The 16,724-nt window shown below is 67.2% G+C and carries 15 protein-coding genes; 11 read left to right on the top strand and 4 right to left on the bottom strand.

Annotated features, from left to right (window positions below):
- The first annotated feature begins 42 nt into the window (after window positions 1-42).
- From CFB50_RS16915 to CFB50_RS16875, 9 genes are all read left to right on the top strand, one after another.
- Entirely contained in the window at window positions 43-1,152 is a 1,110-nt protein-coding gene (locus tag CFB50_RS16915; protein ID WP_089446606.1) for an NAD(P)/FAD-dependent oxidoreductase, read from the top strand.
- A gap of 179 nt (window positions 1,153-1,331) precedes the next feature.
- A complete protein-coding gene (locus CFB50_RS16910; protein ID WP_011353494.1) occupies window positions 1,332-1,643 on the top strand; it encodes a high-potential iron-sulfur protein in 312 nt (103 codons plus the stop codon).
- Window positions 1,644-1,834: 191 nt separating this feature from the next.
- Window positions 1,835-3,142: an MFS transporter gene (locus CFB50_RS16905; protein ID WP_089446605.1), complete on the top strand. Its 1,308-nt coding sequence runs from the start codon at window positions 1,835-1,837 to the stop codon at window positions 3,140-3,142.
- 327 nt (window positions 3,143-3,469) lie between these two features.
- Window positions 3,470-5,098 carry an ABC transporter substrate-binding protein gene (locus CFB50_RS16900; RefSeq protein ID WP_089446604.1) on the top strand — a complete coding sequence of 543 codons (1,629 nt, stop codon included), beginning with the start codon at window positions 3,470-3,472 and terminating at the stop codon, window positions 5,096-5,098.
- Window positions 5,099-5,215: 117 nt separating this feature from the next.
- Window positions 5,216-6,226, top strand: a complete 1,011-nt coding sequence (locus tag CFB50_RS16895; protein WP_089446603.1) for an ABC transporter permease subunit — start codon at window positions 5,216-5,218, stop codon at window positions 6,224-6,226.
- 4 nt (window positions 6,227-6,230) lie between these two features.
- On the top strand, window positions 6,231-7,148 hold the full coding sequence (locus CFB50_RS16890; protein WP_089446602.1) for an ABC transporter permease subunit: 918 nt from the start codon (window positions 6,231-6,233) through the stop codon (window positions 7,146-7,148).
- Between the two features lie 2 nt (window positions 7,149-7,150).
- Window positions 7,151-8,149, top strand: coding sequence for an ABC transporter ATP-binding protein (locus CFB50_RS16885; RefSeq protein ID WP_089426533.1), 999 nt, complete (start codon window positions 7,151-7,153; stop codon window positions 8,147-8,149).
- A complete protein-coding gene (locus CFB50_RS16880) occupies window positions 8,146-9,162 on the top strand; it encodes a peptide ABC transporter ATP-binding protein (protein WP_069249089.1) in 1,017 nt (338 codons plus the stop codon). Before CFB50_RS16885 ends, CFB50_RS16880 begins: the two co-directional genes overlap by 4 nt.
- On the top strand, window positions 9,155-10,300 hold the full coding sequence (locus CFB50_RS16875; RefSeq protein WP_089446601.1) for a TraB/GumN family protein: 1,146 nt from the start codon (window positions 9,155-9,157) through the stop codon (window positions 10,298-10,300). Before CFB50_RS16880 ends, CFB50_RS16875 begins: the two co-directional genes overlap by 8 nt.
- Window positions 10,301-10,859: 559 nt before the next feature.
- On the opposite strand, the gene pxpA is transcribed toward CFB50_RS16875, so the two are convergent.
- The 3 genes from pxpA to pxpB form a co-directional block, all read right to left on the bottom strand.
- Window positions 10,860-11,624: a 5-oxoprolinase subunit PxpA gene (pxpA, locus tag CFB50_RS16870; protein ID WP_069249087.1), complete on the bottom strand. Its 765-nt coding sequence runs from the start codon at window positions 11,622-11,624 to the stop codon at window positions 10,860-10,862.
- Window positions 11,625-11,697: 73 nt separating this feature from the next.
- A complete protein-coding gene (locus tag CFB50_RS16865) occupies window positions 11,698-12,765 on the bottom strand; it encodes a biotin-dependent carboxyltransferase family protein (RefSeq protein ID WP_089446600.1) in 1,068 nt (355 codons plus the stop codon).
- Complete coding sequence (gene pxpB, locus CFB50_RS16860) at window positions 12,762-13,418, bottom strand: 5-oxoprolinase subunit PxpB (protein WP_089446599.1); 657 nt, start codon at window positions 13,416-13,418, stop codon at window positions 12,762-12,764. The genes CFB50_RS16865 and pxpB overlap by 4 nt, the downstream gene beginning before the upstream one ends.
- Window positions 13,419-13,566: 148 nt before the next feature.
- Between pxpB and CFB50_RS16855 the strand changes: the two genes are divergently transcribed.
- The gene (locus CFB50_RS16855) at window positions 13,567-14,079 is read left to right on the top strand and encodes a winged helix DNA-binding protein (protein WP_027788908.1); all 513 of its coding nucleotides are present in this window, start codon (window positions 13,567-13,569) and stop codon (window positions 14,077-14,079) included.
- Between the two features lie 74 nt (window positions 14,080-14,153).
- Here the strand turns inward: CFB50_RS16855 and CFB50_RS16850 are convergent, their stop codons facing one another.
- On the bottom strand, window positions 14,154-14,762 hold the full coding sequence (locus CFB50_RS16850; protein WP_089446598.1) for a 5-formyltetrahydrofolate cyclo-ligase: 609 nt from the start codon (window positions 14,760-14,762) through the stop codon (window positions 14,154-14,156).
- Window positions 14,763-14,770: 8 nt separating this feature from the next.
- On the opposite strand from CFB50_RS16850, the gene CFB50_RS16845 reads away from it, so the two are divergent.
- A complete protein-coding gene (locus CFB50_RS16845; RefSeq protein WP_069249083.1) occupies window positions 14,771-16,723 on the top strand; it encodes a lytic transglycosylase domain-containing protein in 1,953 nt (650 codons plus the stop codon).
- Window position 16,724 lies beyond the last annotated feature (1 nt).

Here is a 16,724-nt window from a genome sequence, read left to right as displayed (position 1 = left end):
ATTCTCTTGTCTCCCCTCGACGCGCTAGCGGCGCGAAACGTCATGGAGCAGATGGATTGTGTCGTGATCGGCGCGGGCGTCGTCGGTCTGGCGATTGCGCGCGAACTGGCCGCGCGCGGGCGTGAAACGCTCGTGCTCGAGGCGGCCGATGCGATCGGCACCGGTACGAGTTCGCGCAACAGCGAAGTGATCCATGCGGGGCTCTACTATCCGCGCGGGTCGCTGAAGGCGACGTCGTGCGTGCACGGGCGCGACCTGCTGTACGAATTCTGCGAGACCCATCACGTGCCGCACCGGCGTGCCGGCAAGCTGCTCGTCGCTACGAGCGCCGCGCAGGTGAAACAGTTGAAGGCGATCGCCGCACGCGCGACCGAAAACGGCGTGCTCGACCTGATGCCGCTCACGCGCACCGAGGCGCAGGCGCTCGAGCCCGCGCTCGAATGCGTCGAGGCGCTGTTCTCGCCGTCCACCGGCATCGTCGACAGCCACCAGCTGATGCTTGCGCTGCTCGGCGACGCGGAGCGCGGAGGCGCCGTGTGCGCGCTGAAATCCCCGGTCGAATCGATCGACGTGCTGCGCGGCGGGCGCTTCGTCGTGCGCACGGGCGGCGACGCGCCGACCGAGATCGAGGCCGCCTGCGTGATCAACAGCGCGGGCCTCGGCGCGCAGGCGCTGGCGCGCCGCACGCGCGGCCTCGACCCGCGCTGGGTGCCGCCGCTCTATCTCGCGCGCGGCAACTACTTCAGCCTGTCGGGGCGCGCACCGTTTTCCCACCTGATCTACCCGATGCCCGACCGCGCGGGGCTCGGCGTGCACCTGACGTTCGATCTCGGCGGGCAGGCGCGCTTCGGCCCGGACGTCGAATGGATCGATGCGCTGCGCTATGAAGTCGATCCGGCGCGCGCGACCGCGTTCTACACGTCGATCCGCGCGTTCTGGCCGGGCCTGCCCGACGACGCGCTGCAGCCGGCATATGCGGGCATCCGGCCCAAGCTCGCGGGCCCCGGCGAGCCGCCGGCGGACTTCATCGTGCAGGGCGCCGCGCAGCATGGCGTGCGGGGGCTCGTGAATCTGTTCGGCATCGAGTCGCCGGGGCTCACCGCGTCGCTCGCGCTCGCGCAGCGGGTGGGCGACATGACGGCTTACCGCTGACGCGCGTGTGTGTGACGGTGTGACGGGTAGGTGGCGAATGCGTATCGGCCGTGTGGCGGCTGTGTGAAATTCTTTATCTCTGGAATTTCGGCGCGCACATTTATTCGCTTGAAGGTTATTCTGTCGAACGGCTGTCGCCAGAACAGCTTTCAAACCGATAACGTTGGAGCGAGTCCCCCATGAAAACATCCCGTCGGAGTTTCCTGATTACGAGCATTGGTGCCGTGTCCGCGCTGGCGCTGTCGCGTGAAGCGCTGGCCGATGCGCCGATGCTCACGGAAAGCGACCCGACCGCGACGGCACTCGGCTACAAGGCCGATGCGACCAAGGTCGACAAGACGAAGTACCCGAAATACGCAGCAGGCCAGGATTGCGCGGCCTGCATGCTGTACCAGGGCAAGAAGGGCTCGGCCTCGGGCCCGTGCGGCGCCTTCCCCGGCAAGCAGGTGTCGGCGAAGGGCTGGTGCAGCGCCTTCTCGAAGATGGGTTGAGGCCCGTGCGGCATCGTGCGATGCCGCATTGTGGCGAAAACCGCAAAACGCCCGCCGTCGAAAGATGGCGGGCGTTTTTTATTGCTTGAAAACGGTTCCGGCGCTTTCTACACTCGCTGCACACCGGCGCGCCGCGGGCCCCCCGCGCGCCGCGCAGCCCGACACGGCGAACTGACGAGGACGAGGCACGCATGGCGACGATTGCGAATTCAACGAAAACGAGCCGGCCCGAGCGTGCGCTGAACCGGCGTGCGGTCGCCGCTGCCGTGATCGGCAACGCACTCGAGTGGTACGACTTCACGGTGTTCGGCTTCATGACGGTCGTGATCGCCGAGCTGTTCTTCCCGACCTCCAGCGAATACTCGTCGCTGCTGCTGACCACCGCGACGTTCGGCGTCGCGTTCTTCATGCGTCCGATCGGCGGTATCGTGTTCGGGCTGTACGCGGATCGCGCGGGCCGCAAGGCCGCGCTGTCGCTCGTGATTCTCCTGATGACGGCCGGCATCTTCCTGCTCGCGGTCGCGCCGCCCTATGCGGCGATCGGCATCGGCGGCCCGATCCTGATCGTGCTCGGCCGCTTGCTGCAGGGCTTCTCCGCGGGCGGCGAATTCGGCAGCGCGACGGCGCTGCTGATCGAGGCCGCGCCATTCTCGAAACGCGGCTTCTACGGCAGCTGGCAGATGGCGAGCCAGGCGGCCGCGCTGCTGATCGGCGCGCTCGTCGGCGCGGCCGTCACGCGCGGGCTGTCGCACGACGCGCTGCGCAGCTGGGGCTGGCGCGTGCCGTTCGTCCTCGGGCTCCTGATCGGCCCGATCGGCTTCTACATCCGCCGCCATCTCGCCGATTCCGAAGCGTTCCTGCATGCGCAGCAAAGCGCGCGCCGCGCGACGCTCGGCGAAGTGTTCACGCGCCACCCGCGCGAGGTGCTGTGCGGGCTCGGCTCGGTGATCGCGCTGACGGTGACGATCTACGTGCTGATCAGCTATCTGCCGACCTTCGCGGTGAAGCAGCTGAAGCTGCCCTACGCGGAATCGTTCTACGCGGTGATCGTCGGCAACCTGCTGCTGATGGTGCTGTCGCCGATCGCGGGCGCGTGGTCGGACCGCATCGGCCGCAAGGGGCTGTCGCTGTGGTCGCTCGTGCTGACGCTCGCGCTGATGTATCCGCTGTTCGCGTGGCTCGACGCGGCGCCGAGCATCGCGCGGCTGATCGCGGTGCAGGCCGTGCTGTCGGTCACGCTCGCGGGCTACTACGGGCCGTTCGGCGCGATGATCGCCGAGCTGTTCCCGGCCAACGTGCGCTCGACCGGGCTGTCGATCGCGTACAACGTCGCGGTGATGCTGTTCGGCGGCTTCGGGCAGTTCATCGTCACGTGGCTGATCAAGGTCACGGGCACGCCGCTCGCGCCGACCTACTACGTGATGGCCGGGATCGCGCTGTCGATCGTCGCGGTCGCATTCGTGCCCGCGCGCAGCGCCGACCTCGACGCGCCGGTGTGACGACGCGACGACATGACGACGTGAAGACGGTCACCCGATCGTTTCGCAAAACGCAATGATGTGCTGCGGAACACGGGAAAGCGGTGCGCCGGGCCTTCGTGTTCGCGCCCGAATTGTTTAGTCGTCGAACGAAACATGCGCGAGATGAACGAAATGGGCGCTCGCGCGCGTTATCGCATTTTTTTACCCCCACTAAACATCGGCAAAAACCCGGCGGGGGTCTAGAAGAGTTTTTTCTCCAGCTTGTTGCCACATCGTTAGCTCAAGTAATATCCGCGTACGCCGGCCCCTGGCGGGCCGGTTCCGATCTGGAGACCTGGAGGAAACATGGAATACAACCGTCTGTTGCACACCCTGCGTGTTACCGCCATTGCAGGCGTGGCAGCGGCATCGCTCGGCGTCGCGGGCTCTGCATTCGCACAGATCCCGAACAAAACGCTCGTCTACTGCTCAGAAGGCAGCCCGGCGGGTTTCGATTCCGCGCAATTTACGACCGGCGTCGATTTCACCGCAGCCACGTTCACCGTCTACAACCGCCTCGTCGAATTCGAGCGCGGCGGCACGAAGGTCGAGCCGGGCCTCGCCGAGAAGTGGGATGTGTCGCCGGACGGCAAGGTGTACACGTTCCATCTGCGCCACGGTGTGAAGTTCCACACGACCGACTTCTTCAAGCCGACGCGTGAATTCAATGCGGACGACGTGCTGTTCTCGTTCGAGCGCATGCTCGACCCGAACAATGCGTTCCGCAAGGCTTACCCGGTGTCGTTCCCGTACTTCACCGACATGGGCCTCGACAAGCTGATCACGAAGATCGAGAAGGTCGATCCGTACACCGTGAAGTTCACGCTGGCCGAGCCGAACGCGCCGTTCATCCAGAACATGGCGATGGAATTCGCGTCGATCCTGTCGGCCGAATACGGCGACCAGCTGATGAAGGCAGGCAAGGCCGCCGACATCAACCAGAAGCCGGTCGGCACGGGCCCGTTCATCTTCCGCAGCTACACGAAGGACGCGACGATCCGATTCGACGGCAATCCTGATTACTGGAAGAAGGGCGAAGTGAAGATCTCGAAGCTGATCTTCTCGATCACGCCGGATCCGGGCGTGCGCGTGCAGAAGATCAAGCGCAACGAATGCCAGGTGATGAGCTATCCGCGTCCGGCCGACATCGCGACGCTGAAGGCCGATTCGGGCGTCGACATGCCGTCGCAGGCAGGCTTCAACCTCGGCTATCTCGCGTACAACGTCGAGCACAAGCCGGTCGACAAGCTCGAGGTGCGTCAGGCACTCGACATGGCGATCAACAAGAAGGCGATCCTCGAGTCGGTCTACCAGGGCGCAGGCCAGGCAGCTAACGCGCCGATGCCGCCGACCCAATGGTCGTACGACAAGAACCTGAAGATGGCGCCGAACGACACCGCGAAGGCGAAGGCGCTGCTCGCGAAGGCCGGCTTCCCGAACGGTTTCGAGATCACGCTGTGGGCGATGCCGGTGCAGCGCGCGTACAACCCGAACGCCCGCCTGATGGCCGAGATGATCCAGGCCGACTGGGCGAAGATCGGCGTGAAGGCGAAGATCGTCACGTACGAGTGGGGCGAGTACATCAAGCGCGCGCACTCGGGCGAGCAGGACACGATGCTGATCGGCTGGACGGGCGACAACGGCGATCCGGACAACTGGCTCGGCACGCTGCTCGGCTGCGAAGCGATCAAGGGCAACAACTTCTCGCACTGGTGCTACAAGCCGTTCGACGAGCTGGTCCAGAAGGGCCGCACGACGACGGGCCAGGACGCGCGGACGAAGCTCTACATGCAGGCTCAGCAGATCTTCGCGCAACAGCTGCCGTTCTCGCCGATCGCGAACTCGACGGTCTACCAGCCGGTGCGCAAGACCGTGGTCGACATGCGTATCGAGCCGCTCGGCTATGCCCGCTTCGACGGTGTGAGCGTGAAGTAACGCGCCCGGCGTAAGCTGTATACGAAGACCGAGACCGGCTAATTCATCCGGCGGCGGGAGGCCAAAAGCTTCCCGTCGCCGGTCGCACATTTCCCACAAGAAAATACGAGACGCATCATGTTCACATTCGTGTTGCGCCGCGTGGGCATGGTGATCCCGACTTTCATCGGTATCACCATCCTGGCGTTTGCGCTGATTCACCTGATACCGGGCGACCCCATCGAAGTGATGATGGGCGAGCGCGGCGTCGATCCCGCGATGCATGCGGAGGCGATGAAACGCCTCGGGCTCGACCAGCCGCTGCCCATGCAGTACGTCCACTACATCGGCCGGGCGCTGCATGGCGACCTCGGCACGTCGATCATCACCAACACGAGCGTCGCGGGCGAGTTCTTCGCGCGCTTCCCGGCGACCGTCGAGCTGTCGCTGTGCGCGCTCGTGTTCGCGCTCGCGGTCGGGCTGCCGGCCGGCGTGATCGCCGCATTGCGGCGCGGCTCGGTCATCGACCATGGCGTGATGGGCACCGCGCTCACCGGCTACTCGATGCCGATTTTCTGGTGGGGGCTGATCCTCATCATGGTGTTTTCGTCGACCCTCGGCTGGACGCCCGTGTCGGGGCGCATCGCGGTCGAATACGACTTCCCGCACCCGACGGGCTTCATGCTGATCGACGCGCTGCTCGCGCCGGATGAAGGCGCGTTCAAGTCGGCGGTCAGCCACCTGATCCTGCCCGCGATCGTGCTCGGCACGATCCCGCTCGCGGTGATCGCGCGGATGACGCGCTCGTCGATGCTCGAAGTGCTGCGCGAGGACTACATCCGCACCGCACGCGCGAAGGGGCTGTCGCCCGCGCGCGTGGTCGTCGTGCATGCGCTGCGCAATGCGCTGATCCCGGTCGTCACCGTGATCGGCCTGCAGATCGGCACGCTGCTTGCTGGCGCCGTGCTGACCGAGACGCTCTTTTCGTGGCCCGGTGTCGGCAAGTGGCTGATCGATGCGATCGGCCGCCGCGACTATCCGGTCGTCCAGGGCGGCATCCTGCTGATCGCGACGCTCGTGATCGTCGTGAACCTGGTCGTCGACCTGCTGTACGGCGTGCTGAATCCGCGCATCCGCCACACGAGGTAATCCCATGAGCAATCTGCAAAATACCCTGCCGACCGAATCCGTGCCGGCCGGCGGCCGTGCGCTCGCGCTGCGCGAGTTCTGGGCCAACTTCTCGCGCAACCGCGGCGCCGTCGGCGCCGGCATCGTCGTGATCATGCTGATCCTGGTCGCGCTGCTCGCGCCGCTGCTCGCGCCGCACAGCCCGGTCGAGCAGTACCGCGACTTCGTGAAGATCCCGCCCGCGTGGCTCGAAGGCGGCAACTGGAAATTCATCCTCGGCACCGACGAAGCGGGCCGCGACATTCTTTCGCGGCTGATGTTCGGCGCGCGGATGTCGTTCTGGATCGGCTTCGTGTCGGTCGTGCTCGCGCTGATCCCCGGCATCGTGCTCGGGCTCGTCGCCGCGTTCTTCCAGAAGTGGGCCGACACGCCCGTGATGCGCATCATGGACGTGCTGCTCGCGCTGCCGTCGCTGCTGCTCGCGGTCGCGGTCGTCGCGATCATCGGCCCGGGCCTCACCAACACGATGTTCGCGATCGCGATCGTCGCGCTGCCGGCCTACGTGCGTCTCACGCGCGCATCGGCGCTCGGCGAACTGCAGAAGGAGTACGTGACGGCGTCGCGCGTGGCCGGTGCCGGCACGCTGCGCCTGATGTTCTCGCAGGTGCTGCCGAACTGCACGGCGCCGCTGATCGTGCAGGCGACGCTCGGCTTCTCGTCGGCGATCCTCGACGCGGCCGCGCTCGGCTTCCTCGGCCTCGGCGTGCAACCGCCGACCGCCGAATGGGGCGCGATGCTCGCCTCCGCGCGCGACTACATCGACAACGCGTGGTGGATCGTGACGATGCCGGGCCTGTCGATCCTGATTTCGGTGCTCGCGATCAACCTGCTCGGCGACGGGCTGCGCGACGCGCTCGATCCCAAACTGAAACGGATGGCGTGAACATGAGCCAAGATCTTCTGACCATCCGCAATCTCGCGGTGAACTTCAACGGCCTGCCCGCGGTCGACCGGATCAACCTGTCGATCGCACCGGGCGAGGTGGTGGGCGTCGTCGGCGAATCGGGCTCGGGCAAGAGCGTGACGATGATGGCGCTGATGGGCCTGATCGACGCGCCGGGCAAGGTGACGGCGGACGAAGTCACGTTCAATGGCGTCGACCTGCTGAAGGCGTCGCCGAAGGCGCGCCGCAAGATCGTCGGCAAGGACATCGCGATGGTGTTCCAGGATGCGCTGACGAGCCTGAACCCGAGCTATACGGTCGGCTACCAGATCAAGGAAGTGCTGAAGCTGCACGAAGGGCTGCGCGGCGACGCGCTGCACCGGCGCGCGCTCGAGCTGCTCGACCAGGTCGGCATTCCCGATGCAAAGAACCGCATCGCGTCGTTCCCGCACCAGATGTCGGGCGGGATGAACCAGCGCGTGATGATCGCGATGGCGGTGGCGTGCAACCCGAAGCTGCTGATCGCCGACGAGCCGACCACCGCGCTCGACGTGACGATCCAGGCGCAGATCATGGACCTGCTCGTGAAGCTGCAGAAGGAGCGCGGCATGGCGCTCGTGCTGATCTCGCACGACCTGGCCGTGGTATCGGAGGTCGCGCAGCGCGTGGCGGTGATGTACGCGGGCGAGGTGATCGAGACCAACCGCGTGCCCGACATCTTCCGCGCGCCGCATCATCCGTACACCGAAGCGCTGCTCGCGGCGATTCCCGAGCACAATCAGGGGGCGCGTCGCCTTGCCGCATTGCCGGGCATGGTGCCGGGCCGCGATGATCGCCCGTCCGGGTGCCTGTTCGCGCCGCGCTGCAAGTACGTCGTCGACGACTGCCGCAAGGCGCGGCCGGCGCTCGACACGCTGGTGCCGGCCAACGATGCGATGCGCGCGCGCTGCATCAAGCCGCTCAACGTTTCCAACCTCGACCTGACGGGAGGTGCACGATGAATGCAGTCAATCAAACGCCTCGCGTGTCGCACGACGAGGAAGCCGTGCTGGTGGCCGACGGCCTCGCGAAACACTATTCGGTGAAGCGCGGGATGTTCGGGCAGGGCACGGTGAAGGCGCTGAACGGCGTGTCGTTCTCGCTGAAGCGCGGCAAGACGCTCGCCGTCGTCGGCGAATCGGGCTGCGGGAAGTCGACGCTCGCCCGCCAGCTCACGATGATCGAGACGCCCACCTCGGGCAGCCTGACGATCGACGGCAAGAACGTGGCCGGCGCGAGCCGCGAGACGGTTGCCGACCTGCGCCGCCGCGTGCAGATGGTGTTCCAGAACCCGTTCGCGTCGCTCAACCCGCGCAAGACCGTCGAGCAGACGCTTTCCGAGCCGCTCGAGATCAACACGAACCTGACGGCCGCCGAGCGCGCCGCCCGCATCGCGCAGATCATGCGCACGGTCGGCCTGCGGCCCGAGCACGCGAAGCGTTATCCGCACATGTTCTCGGGCGGCCAGCGCCAGCGGGTCGCGATCGCGCGCGCGATGATCCTCGATCCGCGCATCGTCGTGGCCGACGAGCCGGTGTCCGCGCTCGACGTGTCGATCCAGGCGCAGATCCTGAACCTGTTCATGGATCTGCAGGAGCAGTTCAAGACGAGCTACGTGTTCATCTCGCACAACCTGTCGGTGGTCGAGCACGTCGCGGACGACGTGATGGTGATGTACTTCGGCAGCGTCGCGGAGCTGGGCGACAAGGCGACGATCTACGCACGGCCGCGTCATCCGTACACGCGCGCGCTGATGTCGGCGACGCCGGCGATCTTCGAGGAAGACCGCCGCGTGCAGATCAAGCTGCAGGGCGAACTGCCGTCGCCGCTCAATCCGCCGTCGGGCTGCGCGTTCCACCAGCGCTGCCCATACGCGGTCGAGCGGTGCCGCGTCGAGGAGCCGCAATTGCGCGAAGTCGACGGCCGGCGCGTGGCCTGCCATCGCGCCGAGGAGGTCGGGGAGGAGAATGCCTGAAGCATTGGCGGCGCGCGCGTCCGGCGTGCGCCGTGCGGGGGCAAGCAGCGCGCGCGTGGTGCGCGCGTACCGCTACGCGCGGCGCTGGAGCGTGCGTACCGTCACGGGCGCGGCGCTGGCCGGCGCGTGCGTGGCGGCCAGCCTCGTGGTTCCCGTCGAATCCGCGCGCGCCGAAGGGCGCGCACCGGCCACTTCACCGATCCATCCATCGCAAGTCCCGCCGCCCGGCTTGAGCCTGCCGGGCTTCCACGCGCCCGCCGTGTCGAATGGCACGGTGTCGCGCGGCACCGTGCGCGTGCAGCCCGCGCGCATGCCGTTCTACGTCGCGACCAAGGGCAAGGTGACGCTCTACGTGCTCGGCACGCTGCACACCGGCGACCCGTCCGACTACCCGGGCGCGCAGCCGTTCCGGCCGCGCATCCTCGCGGCGCTCGCCGCGTCGCCCACACTGGCGCTCGAGCTGTCGCCCGACGATCTGCTCGAATCGCAGGACGACGTGTCGAAGTACGGCGTCTGCCGCTACCCGTGCCTGCAGCGCCTGCTGCCCGAGCCGCTGTGGCAGCGGCTCGCGGCGCGCCTGCGCGGCAACCCGGCCGCGCTCGTCGAGATCCGCAAGATGCGGCCGTGGCTCGCGGCGCTCGTCGTCGAGACCTACGATTCGCTGTCGGCCGGTTTGCAGACCGAGTACGGCACCGAGGCGCAGCTGCAGAACGTGTTCCTGAAGAAAAAGGGCGGCCGCGTGATCGGGCTCGAGACGCTCGCCGAACAGATGCGGGCGTTCACCGGGCTGACGCTTGCCGAGCAGCGCGAGATGCTCGCGCAGGACATGGTGCAGACACCCGCGCAGAACGCCGACGACATCAAGGCGCTGCACCGACTGTGGCGAATTGGCGACGCCGATGCGATCTCGGCATGGGCGGTCGCGAAGAGCGAACGGCTCGCGCGGTCGAAGGCGTTGTCGGACGCGATCGACAACAAGATCGTGTACGAGCGCAACCGGCGCTTCGTTGCACGGATGACGGCAATCGCCGCACCGAACCGGCCGCTGTTCGTCGCGATCGGCGCGCTGCATCTGGGTGGCCCGCGCGGCGTGCTCGAATTGTTGCGTCAACAAGGTTACAGCGTCGACGCGAACTGATCGCCGTCACCGCACCCGAACCGATCCTCCCCTGTTTGATCGACGCTGTGCGAGCGGCTCAAACGCCTGGTTGGGCACGCGATTCGATAAGGAAAACCCTCGATTCATCAGAAAATAGCGTTTCAAACGATTGACATCCGGATCTGCCAATATCTATTCTTCGATCCACAAGTTGAAAAAATGAAAAGAATAGAAAAAGTTCTACGGGGTAGCAGAAAATAAAGCGCGGGGTTAGCGCGTTGCCGGCACGTGGTGCACGTGCCGGCCGCGGCAGTGTCTGCATGTACGGCGGGGCCAATCATCGTCGGACAACAACAACCCATGCAGGCCGACTTGCGGGATAAGCGACGTTCCGTCGTCCCACCGGGGAAAGGCAGTGATCGGGCGGTGGCGGACGTTTTTTAATCCGGAATATTTTTCCGGTCACCGTCGCAAGACGGTTTCGGGGGGCGAATCGACAGACGGCAAAGCCGCAGCGATTGCGCCAACGGAAAAGCGCCACGAGGGCGCTTTTTTCTTTTGTGCGACGGATCGTGCGTCTGCTGCGCGATCGGCCCGATCAGGCGCGTTCGTCGGCGTGCAGCATGCCGGGTGCGACGACGTCGACGCCCACCGCTTCGAGCGCGGCGCGAATCCGTTTCGCGAATACGAGCGCGTGCGGCCCGTCACCGTGCAGGCAGACGGTCTGCGCATTGAGCATCACCCATTCGCCGCCGATCGCACGCACCTGCCGGCTGCGCACCATGTCCAGCGTGCGCGCGATCATCGTGTCTTCGTCGTCGATCAGCGCGCCGGGCTGGTTGCGCGGCACGAGCGAGCCATCGGCGAGGTAGCCGCGATCGGCGAACACTTCCTCCACCGCGGCGAGCCCCGCGTGCCGCGCGGCCGCGACGAACACGCTGTTCGCCAGCCCGAACACCGCGAGCGACGGGTCGAAATCGCGGATCGCGGACACCACCGCCTCGGCGATCATCGGGTCGCGCGCGGCCTGGTTGTACAGCGCGCCGTGCGGCTTCACGTGCGCGATGCGCCCGCCCTCGGCCTGCGCGATCGCCGACAGCGCGCCGAGCTGGTACAGCACGCCCGCGTAGATGTCGCTGGCCGGCAGCTGCATTTCCTTGCGGCCGAAATTCTCCGGATCGTGAAAGCTCGGGTGCGCGCCGATCGCCACGCCTTTCTGCACGGCCCAGCGTACGCAATCGCGCATCGCGTTCGCCCCGCCCGCATGCCACCCGCATGCGATGTTCGCGGACGTCACGAGGTCGAGCAGCGCCTCGTCCGAACCGCATCCTTCGCCGAGATCGGCATTCAGATCGATTTCCATGGTGTTCCTCGTCCACTGATTGCGTGGCCCGTCCTCTCTACTGCGACTGCCTTCGGTACTGCTACCGCCATTGTCACGCCGCACGCGACTCGGCGCGGCGGCGGGTTTCCTCGCGCAGGTCGATCGCCACGTCGATCTGCCGCAGATAGGCACGTTCCGCGGCCAGCGCGGCGCGCGCGGCGTCGGGTGTCGTGCGCACGAAGCGGATCGGCAGGTTGAGCCGCGCCTGCGCGAGTTTCCACAGGTCCGCACGGATCACCGTGCCGATCTTCGGGTAGCCGCCGGTGGTCTGCGCGTCGTGCATCAGCACGATCGGCTGGCCGTTCGGCGGCACCTGGATCGTGCCGGGCAGCACCGCGTGCGACAGCAGCTCGGCCGGCCGCTCGCGCACGAGTTCGACACCGGCGAGCCGGTAGCCCATGCGGTTGCTGTTCGCCGTGACCAGCCATTCTTCATCCCAGAACGCCTGCTGCGAATCGGCGGCGAACGACGCGTAGTCGGGGCCCGGCAGCACGCGCACGGGCATCGCCCACGGCGCATGCACGGGGCGGTGACGGCGCGGCGGCTCGTCGACGCGCACGAACGCGCACCACGCCGGCGCCTTGACGCCGAATTCGGGGGCGTCGGCCGCGAGGCAACCCATCCCGGCCGGAAGCACGCCGACCGGGAGGCGATCGCCGTCGCGCAGCGCGCGGCCGCCGAGGCCGCCGAAGCGCGATGCAAGATCGGTGCTGCGCGAGCCGAGCATCGGCAGCACGTCGATGCCGCCGGCGATGCACAGGTAGCCGCGCATCCCGCGTTTCGCGGCGGGCAGCACGAGCGTCTGCCCGGCCTCGACCGGCAGGCTCCACCATGAATATACGCGCTGGCCGTCGAGCGTCGCACCGAACTCGGTGCCGGTGATCGCGATGCGGGTCGCGCGCGTGAAGCGGAAGGCGGCCGGGCCGATCGTGATCTCGACGCCCGCCGCATCGGGACGGTTGCCAACCAGCCGGTTGCCGACTTCGAGCGCGAGGCCGTCGAGCGCGCCGCCCTGCGCGACGCCGAGATGGCGTGCACCGCGGCGCCCGAGATCCTGCACGGTGGTCAGCGGGCCGGCCCGCACCACCTCGATGGTGCCCGGTACGTTGCTCTGGGTCATCGTGCGTCGACTCCGGCAATGGTGAAGCGCACGCGGTCGCCGGGCAGCAGCAGCGTCGGCTGCGGCCGCGCCGGATCGAACAGCACGAGCGACGTGCGGCCGATCAGTTGCCAGCCGCCGGGCGACGTGGCCGGGTAGATGCCCGTCTGCGCGCCGCCGATGCCGACCGAGCCGGCCGGCACCTCCAGGCGCGGCGCCGCGCGGCGCGGCATGTGCAGCGCGGCGTCGAGCCCGCCGAGATACGCGAAGCCCGGCTGGAAGCCGACGAAGAACACGACGTAGGCGCCGGCCGCGTGGCGCGCGACGACCTCGTCGGCCGACAGGCCGGTATGCGCGGCGACGGCCGGCAGATCGGGGCCGGCGGCGCCACCGTATTCGACCGGGATCTCGACCTCGCGGCCGTCCGCGTGCTCGACGTCGGCCGTCTCCCACGCGTCGCGCAGTGCGGGCGTGAGCGAATCGGCCGTCGTGGCGAGCGCGTCGAATACGATCGTCAGATTGTTCATGCCGGGCACGACGTCGATCACGTCGGGCCACGCGCGCGCGGCCTCGGCCACGGCCCAGACGCGGCGCTGGCAATCGAGCGTGGCGGGCGGCGGCACCTCGCAGACGAGGGCGGCATCGCCGAGCGGATAAATGCGGGGTTGCGTCATCGGACTGGCACGGTTCGGACGGCAATGTTAGCGCACATTGTCAATAAAATATCGACAACTTCCCAATAAGCGTTTTCGCCTAGCCCGTATGTCGGGGCTTCTGGCGTACACTCGGCACACCCTGTCATCCGGCTTGCTCCGCCTTTCCATGAAGCGTCCTGCGACCAAGATCGTGTCATCCGAACACCTCGTTTCCGATTCGAGCGCGGAGCTATCGGAACTCGAATACGGCCTCATCATGGCAGGCAATGCTTTCAACCGGTGGATGGTGCGCTGCATGTCGGCGGCCGGCGCGAAAGACATGACGGCGGTCGAGGTGTCGCTGCTGCATCACGTCAGCCATCGCGAACGCAAGAAGAAGCTCGCCGACATCTGCTTCGTGCTCAATATCGAGGATACGCACGTCGCGACCTATGCGCTGAAAAAACTGATCGCCCGCGGCTATGTGAAGAGCGAGAAGAACGGCAAGGAAGTGTTCTTCTTCGCGACCGACGCGGGCCGCGACCTGTGCCTGAAGTACCGCGAGGTGCGCGAGCACTGCCTGATCGAGACGCTGAAGGACAGCGGGCTCACCAACGAGCAGATCGGCGACGCGGCGCAGTTGCTGCGCAACGCATCGGGCCTGTACGACACGGCCGCGCGCGCGGCGGCGTCGCTGTAAACGATTGCGCCGCGGGTGGTGCGCGGCGGTGCGCTGACGGGCGTGCGACGACGGATGCGGCGCCGCCCGCCGCCTCATCCGGCGGCCGGGTACAGCGCGCCGTCGGTCACGATCCAGTGCAGCGCGAGATCGTGCGCTTCGGCCGGCAGCGCATCGACGCGGCACGCTTCATACGCGATGCCGACCGTCACGGGCAGTTCGCTGCCCGGCCATGCGGCGAGCGTGCGGTCGTAGTAGCCGCCGCCGTAGCCGAGCCGGTAGCGCTGCAGATCGAATCCCACACAGGGAATCAGCAACAGGTCGGGCACGACGACGATTCCCGACGCCGGTTCCGGAATCCGGTGATGACCTTCGCGCATCGGCGTGTGCGTGTCCCATGCATGGAACTCGAGCGGCGTGTGCCGCTCGTCGATCACGGGTAGCGCAGCCTGCCTGCCGGCACCGGCCGCGCACCACGCGAGCACCGCGTCGCGCGCATCGAATTCGCCCGGCAGCGGCCAGTAGAACCCGACCGTGCGCGGCGCGAGCCGTTCGAGCAGCGTGCGCAGCCGCGCGTCGAGCGCGGCGTTCGCGGCGGGTTGCGACGCGGCGTCGCGACGCGCGCCGGACAGCGTTTTGCGTAGCGCAACCTTCGGGTTCGGCACAGGGTTGCGTGCTATGCTTTCGCTCACTTCGTGCTCCATTCAAAACGATGTCGAACAGCCTTTTCCGAGTATATCGCGCGGTCGCGCTCACACTTTCGGCCGCCGCGCTCGTCGCGGGTACGGCTGCGTGCGCCGCACCGAACGACGATACGGTCTCCGGGGACGACCAGACCTTCGTGCAGCTTCGTGAAGCCGCGCGTCGCAACGACGCCGCGAAAGCCGCGCAGCTCGCGTCGATGATCCCGAACTATCCGGTCCCGTCCTACGTCGAGTATTTCCAGATCAAGCCGCAGTTGTTCGATTCGACGGGCCGCGCGCGCGTGGATGCGCCGGACGCGCCCGTGCAGTCGTTCCTGCAGCGCTACGACGGCCAGGCGATTGCCGACCGCCTGCGCAACGACTACCTGCTCGTGCTCGGCGCGCGCCACGACTGGCGCAACTTCGACGAGCAATACAAACGCTTCGTGCTCGACGACGACACGCAGGTCAAGTGCTATGCGCTCGAATCGCGCGCGGCGCGCGGCGAGAACGTCGCCGAAGCGGCACGTGCGCTGCTCGTCGAGCCGAAGAACTACGGCGACGCGTGCGTCGACCTGATCACCGCGCTCACGGTCAACCAGCAGTTCACGAGCGACGACGTGTGGCAGCAGGCGCGCCTCGCGTACGAGCAGAACTACACGACGCTCGGCGGCAAGATCGTCGACGCGCTCGGCGCGCGCCCGGTCGGCTTCGACCAGGCGACGAGCGCGCCGCCGCTGTACCTCGCACGCGGCGTCGGCCCCGACGCAACCTCGCACCAGCTCGCGCTGATCGCGCTCGGCCGCATGGCGCGCAACGATCCGGACGCGGCAGCCGCGATGCTGACCACGGTCGCGCCGTCGCTGACCAAGCAGGAGCAGGCGATCGCGTGGGGTGCGATCGGCTACCAGGGCGCGATCAAGCGCTCGCCGCTCGCGTCGGTCTGGTACGCGAAATCCACGAATGCGCCGCTGTCGAACCCGGGCTACGAATGGCGCACGCGCGCCGCGCTGCTCGCCGGCAACTGGCCGATGGTGCGCTGGTCGATCGAGCAGATGCCGCCGTCGCTGCGCGACGATCCGGCCTGGATCTACTGGCATGCGCGTGCGCTCAAGCAAAGCGGCGACACGCTGCAGGCGAACCAGGAATTCGAGCAGGTCGCGGGCCAGTTCAACTTCTACGGGCAGCTCGCCGGCGAAGAGCTCGGCCAGCGCACGTCGATCCCGCCGCGCACGAAGGTGAGCGACGCCGAGATCGACGCGATGAGCAAGATTCCGGGCTTCGCGCTCGCGCAGCGTTTCTACGCGCTGAACCTGCGCCTCGAAGGCAACCGCGAATGGAACTGGCCGCTGCGCGGGATGACCGATCGCCAGCTGCTGGCCGCGGCCGAATACGGCAAGCGCGTCGAGCTGCTCGACCGCACGGTCAACACGGCCGACCGCACGAAGGCCGAGCACGACTTCACGCTGCGTTACCCGTCGCCGTACCGCAACATCGTCGAGCGCTACGCGCAATCGACGGGCCTCGACACCGAATGGGCGTACGGGCTGATCCGCCAGGAATCGCGCTTCATCATCAGCGCGCGTTCGTCGGTGGGTGCGGGCGGCCTGATGCAGCTGATGCCGGCCACCGCGCAGATGGTCGCGAAGAAGCTCGGCATGGGCACGATCTCGCGCGCGCAGATGCACGACATCGATACCAACATCCAGCTCGGCACCTGGTATCTGGCGGACATCTACAACAACTTCGACAGCTCGCCGGTGCTCGCCACGGCCGGCTACAACGCGGGCCCGGGCCGGCCGCGCCAGTGGCGCCAGGTGTTGACGCAGCCGGTCGAAGGCGCGATCTTCGCAGAAACGATTCCGTTCAACGAGACGCGCGACTACGTGAAGAACGTGCTGTCGAACACCGTCTACTACGCGGCGCTCTTCGAGGGCAAACCGCAGTCGTTGAAGAAACGTCTAGGCATGATCTCGCCCTGAT

Source organism: Burkholderia sp. AU33423 (assembly GCF_002223135.1).
Classification (GTDB): Bacteria; Pseudomonadota; Gammaproteobacteria; order Burkholderiales; family Burkholderiaceae; genus Burkholderia; species Burkholderia lata_D.
The sequence above is the reverse complement of the archived record's forward strand: the minus strand, read 5'-3'. Positions and strand labels throughout refer to the sequence as shown.

Bases quoted from the DNA above. Each gene is read 5' to 3' on its own strand.
- CFB50_RS16915 (WP_089446606.1), top strand. From the start codon at position 43: ATGGAGCAGATGGATTGTGTCGTGATCGGCGCGGGCGTCGTCGGTCTG.
- CFB50_RS16910 (WP_011353494.1), top strand. From the start codon at position 1,332: ATGAAAACATCCCGTCGGAGTTTCCTGATTACGAGCATTGGTGCCGTG.
- CFB50_RS16905 (WP_089446605.1), top strand. From the start codon at position 1,835: ATGGCGACGATTGCGAATTCAACGAAAACGAGCCGGCCCGAGCGTGCG.
- CFB50_RS16900 (WP_089446604.1), top strand. From the start codon at position 3,470: ATGGAATACAACCGTCTGTTGCACACCCTGCGTGTTACCGCCATTGCA.
- CFB50_RS16895 (WP_089446603.1), top strand. From the start codon at position 5,216: ATGTTCACATTCGTGTTGCGCCGCGTGGGCATGGTGATCCCGACTTTC.
- CFB50_RS16890 (WP_089446602.1), top strand. From the start codon at position 6,231: ATGAGCAATCTGCAAAATACCCTGCCGACCGAATCCGTGCCGGCCGGC.
- CFB50_RS16885 (WP_089426533.1), top strand. From the start codon at position 7,151: ATGAGCCAAGATCTTCTGACCATCCGCAATCTCGCGGTGAACTTCAAC.
- CFB50_RS16880 (WP_069249089.1), top strand. From the start codon at position 8,146: ATGAATGCAGTCAATCAAACGCCTCGCGTGTCGCACGACGAGGAAGCC.
- CFB50_RS16875 (WP_089446601.1), top strand. From the start codon at position 9,155: ATGCCTGAAGCATTGGCGGCGCGCGCGTCCGGCGTGCGCCGTGCGGGG.
- pxpA (WP_069249087.1), bottom strand. From the start codon at position 11,624: ATGGAAATCGATCTGAATGCCGATCTCGGCGAAGGATGCGGTTCGGAC.
- CFB50_RS16865 (WP_089446600.1), bottom strand. From the start codon at position 12,765: ATGACCCAGAGCAACGTACCGGGCACCATCGAGGTGGTGCGGGCCGGC.
- pxpB (WP_089446599.1), bottom strand. From the start codon at position 13,418: ATGACGCAACCCCGCATTTATCCGCTCGGCGATGCCGCCCTCGTCTGC.
- CFB50_RS16855 (WP_027788908.1), top strand. From the start codon at position 13,567: ATGAAGCGTCCTGCGACCAAGATCGTGTCATCCGAACACCTCGTTTCC.
- CFB50_RS16850 (WP_089446598.1), bottom strand. From the start codon at position 14,762: ATGGAGCACGAAGTGAGCGAAAGCATAGCACGCAACCCTGTGCCGAAC.
- CFB50_RS16845 (WP_069249083.1), top strand. From the start codon at position 14,771: ATGTCGAACAGCCTTTTCCGAGTATATCGCGCGGTCGCGCTCACACTT.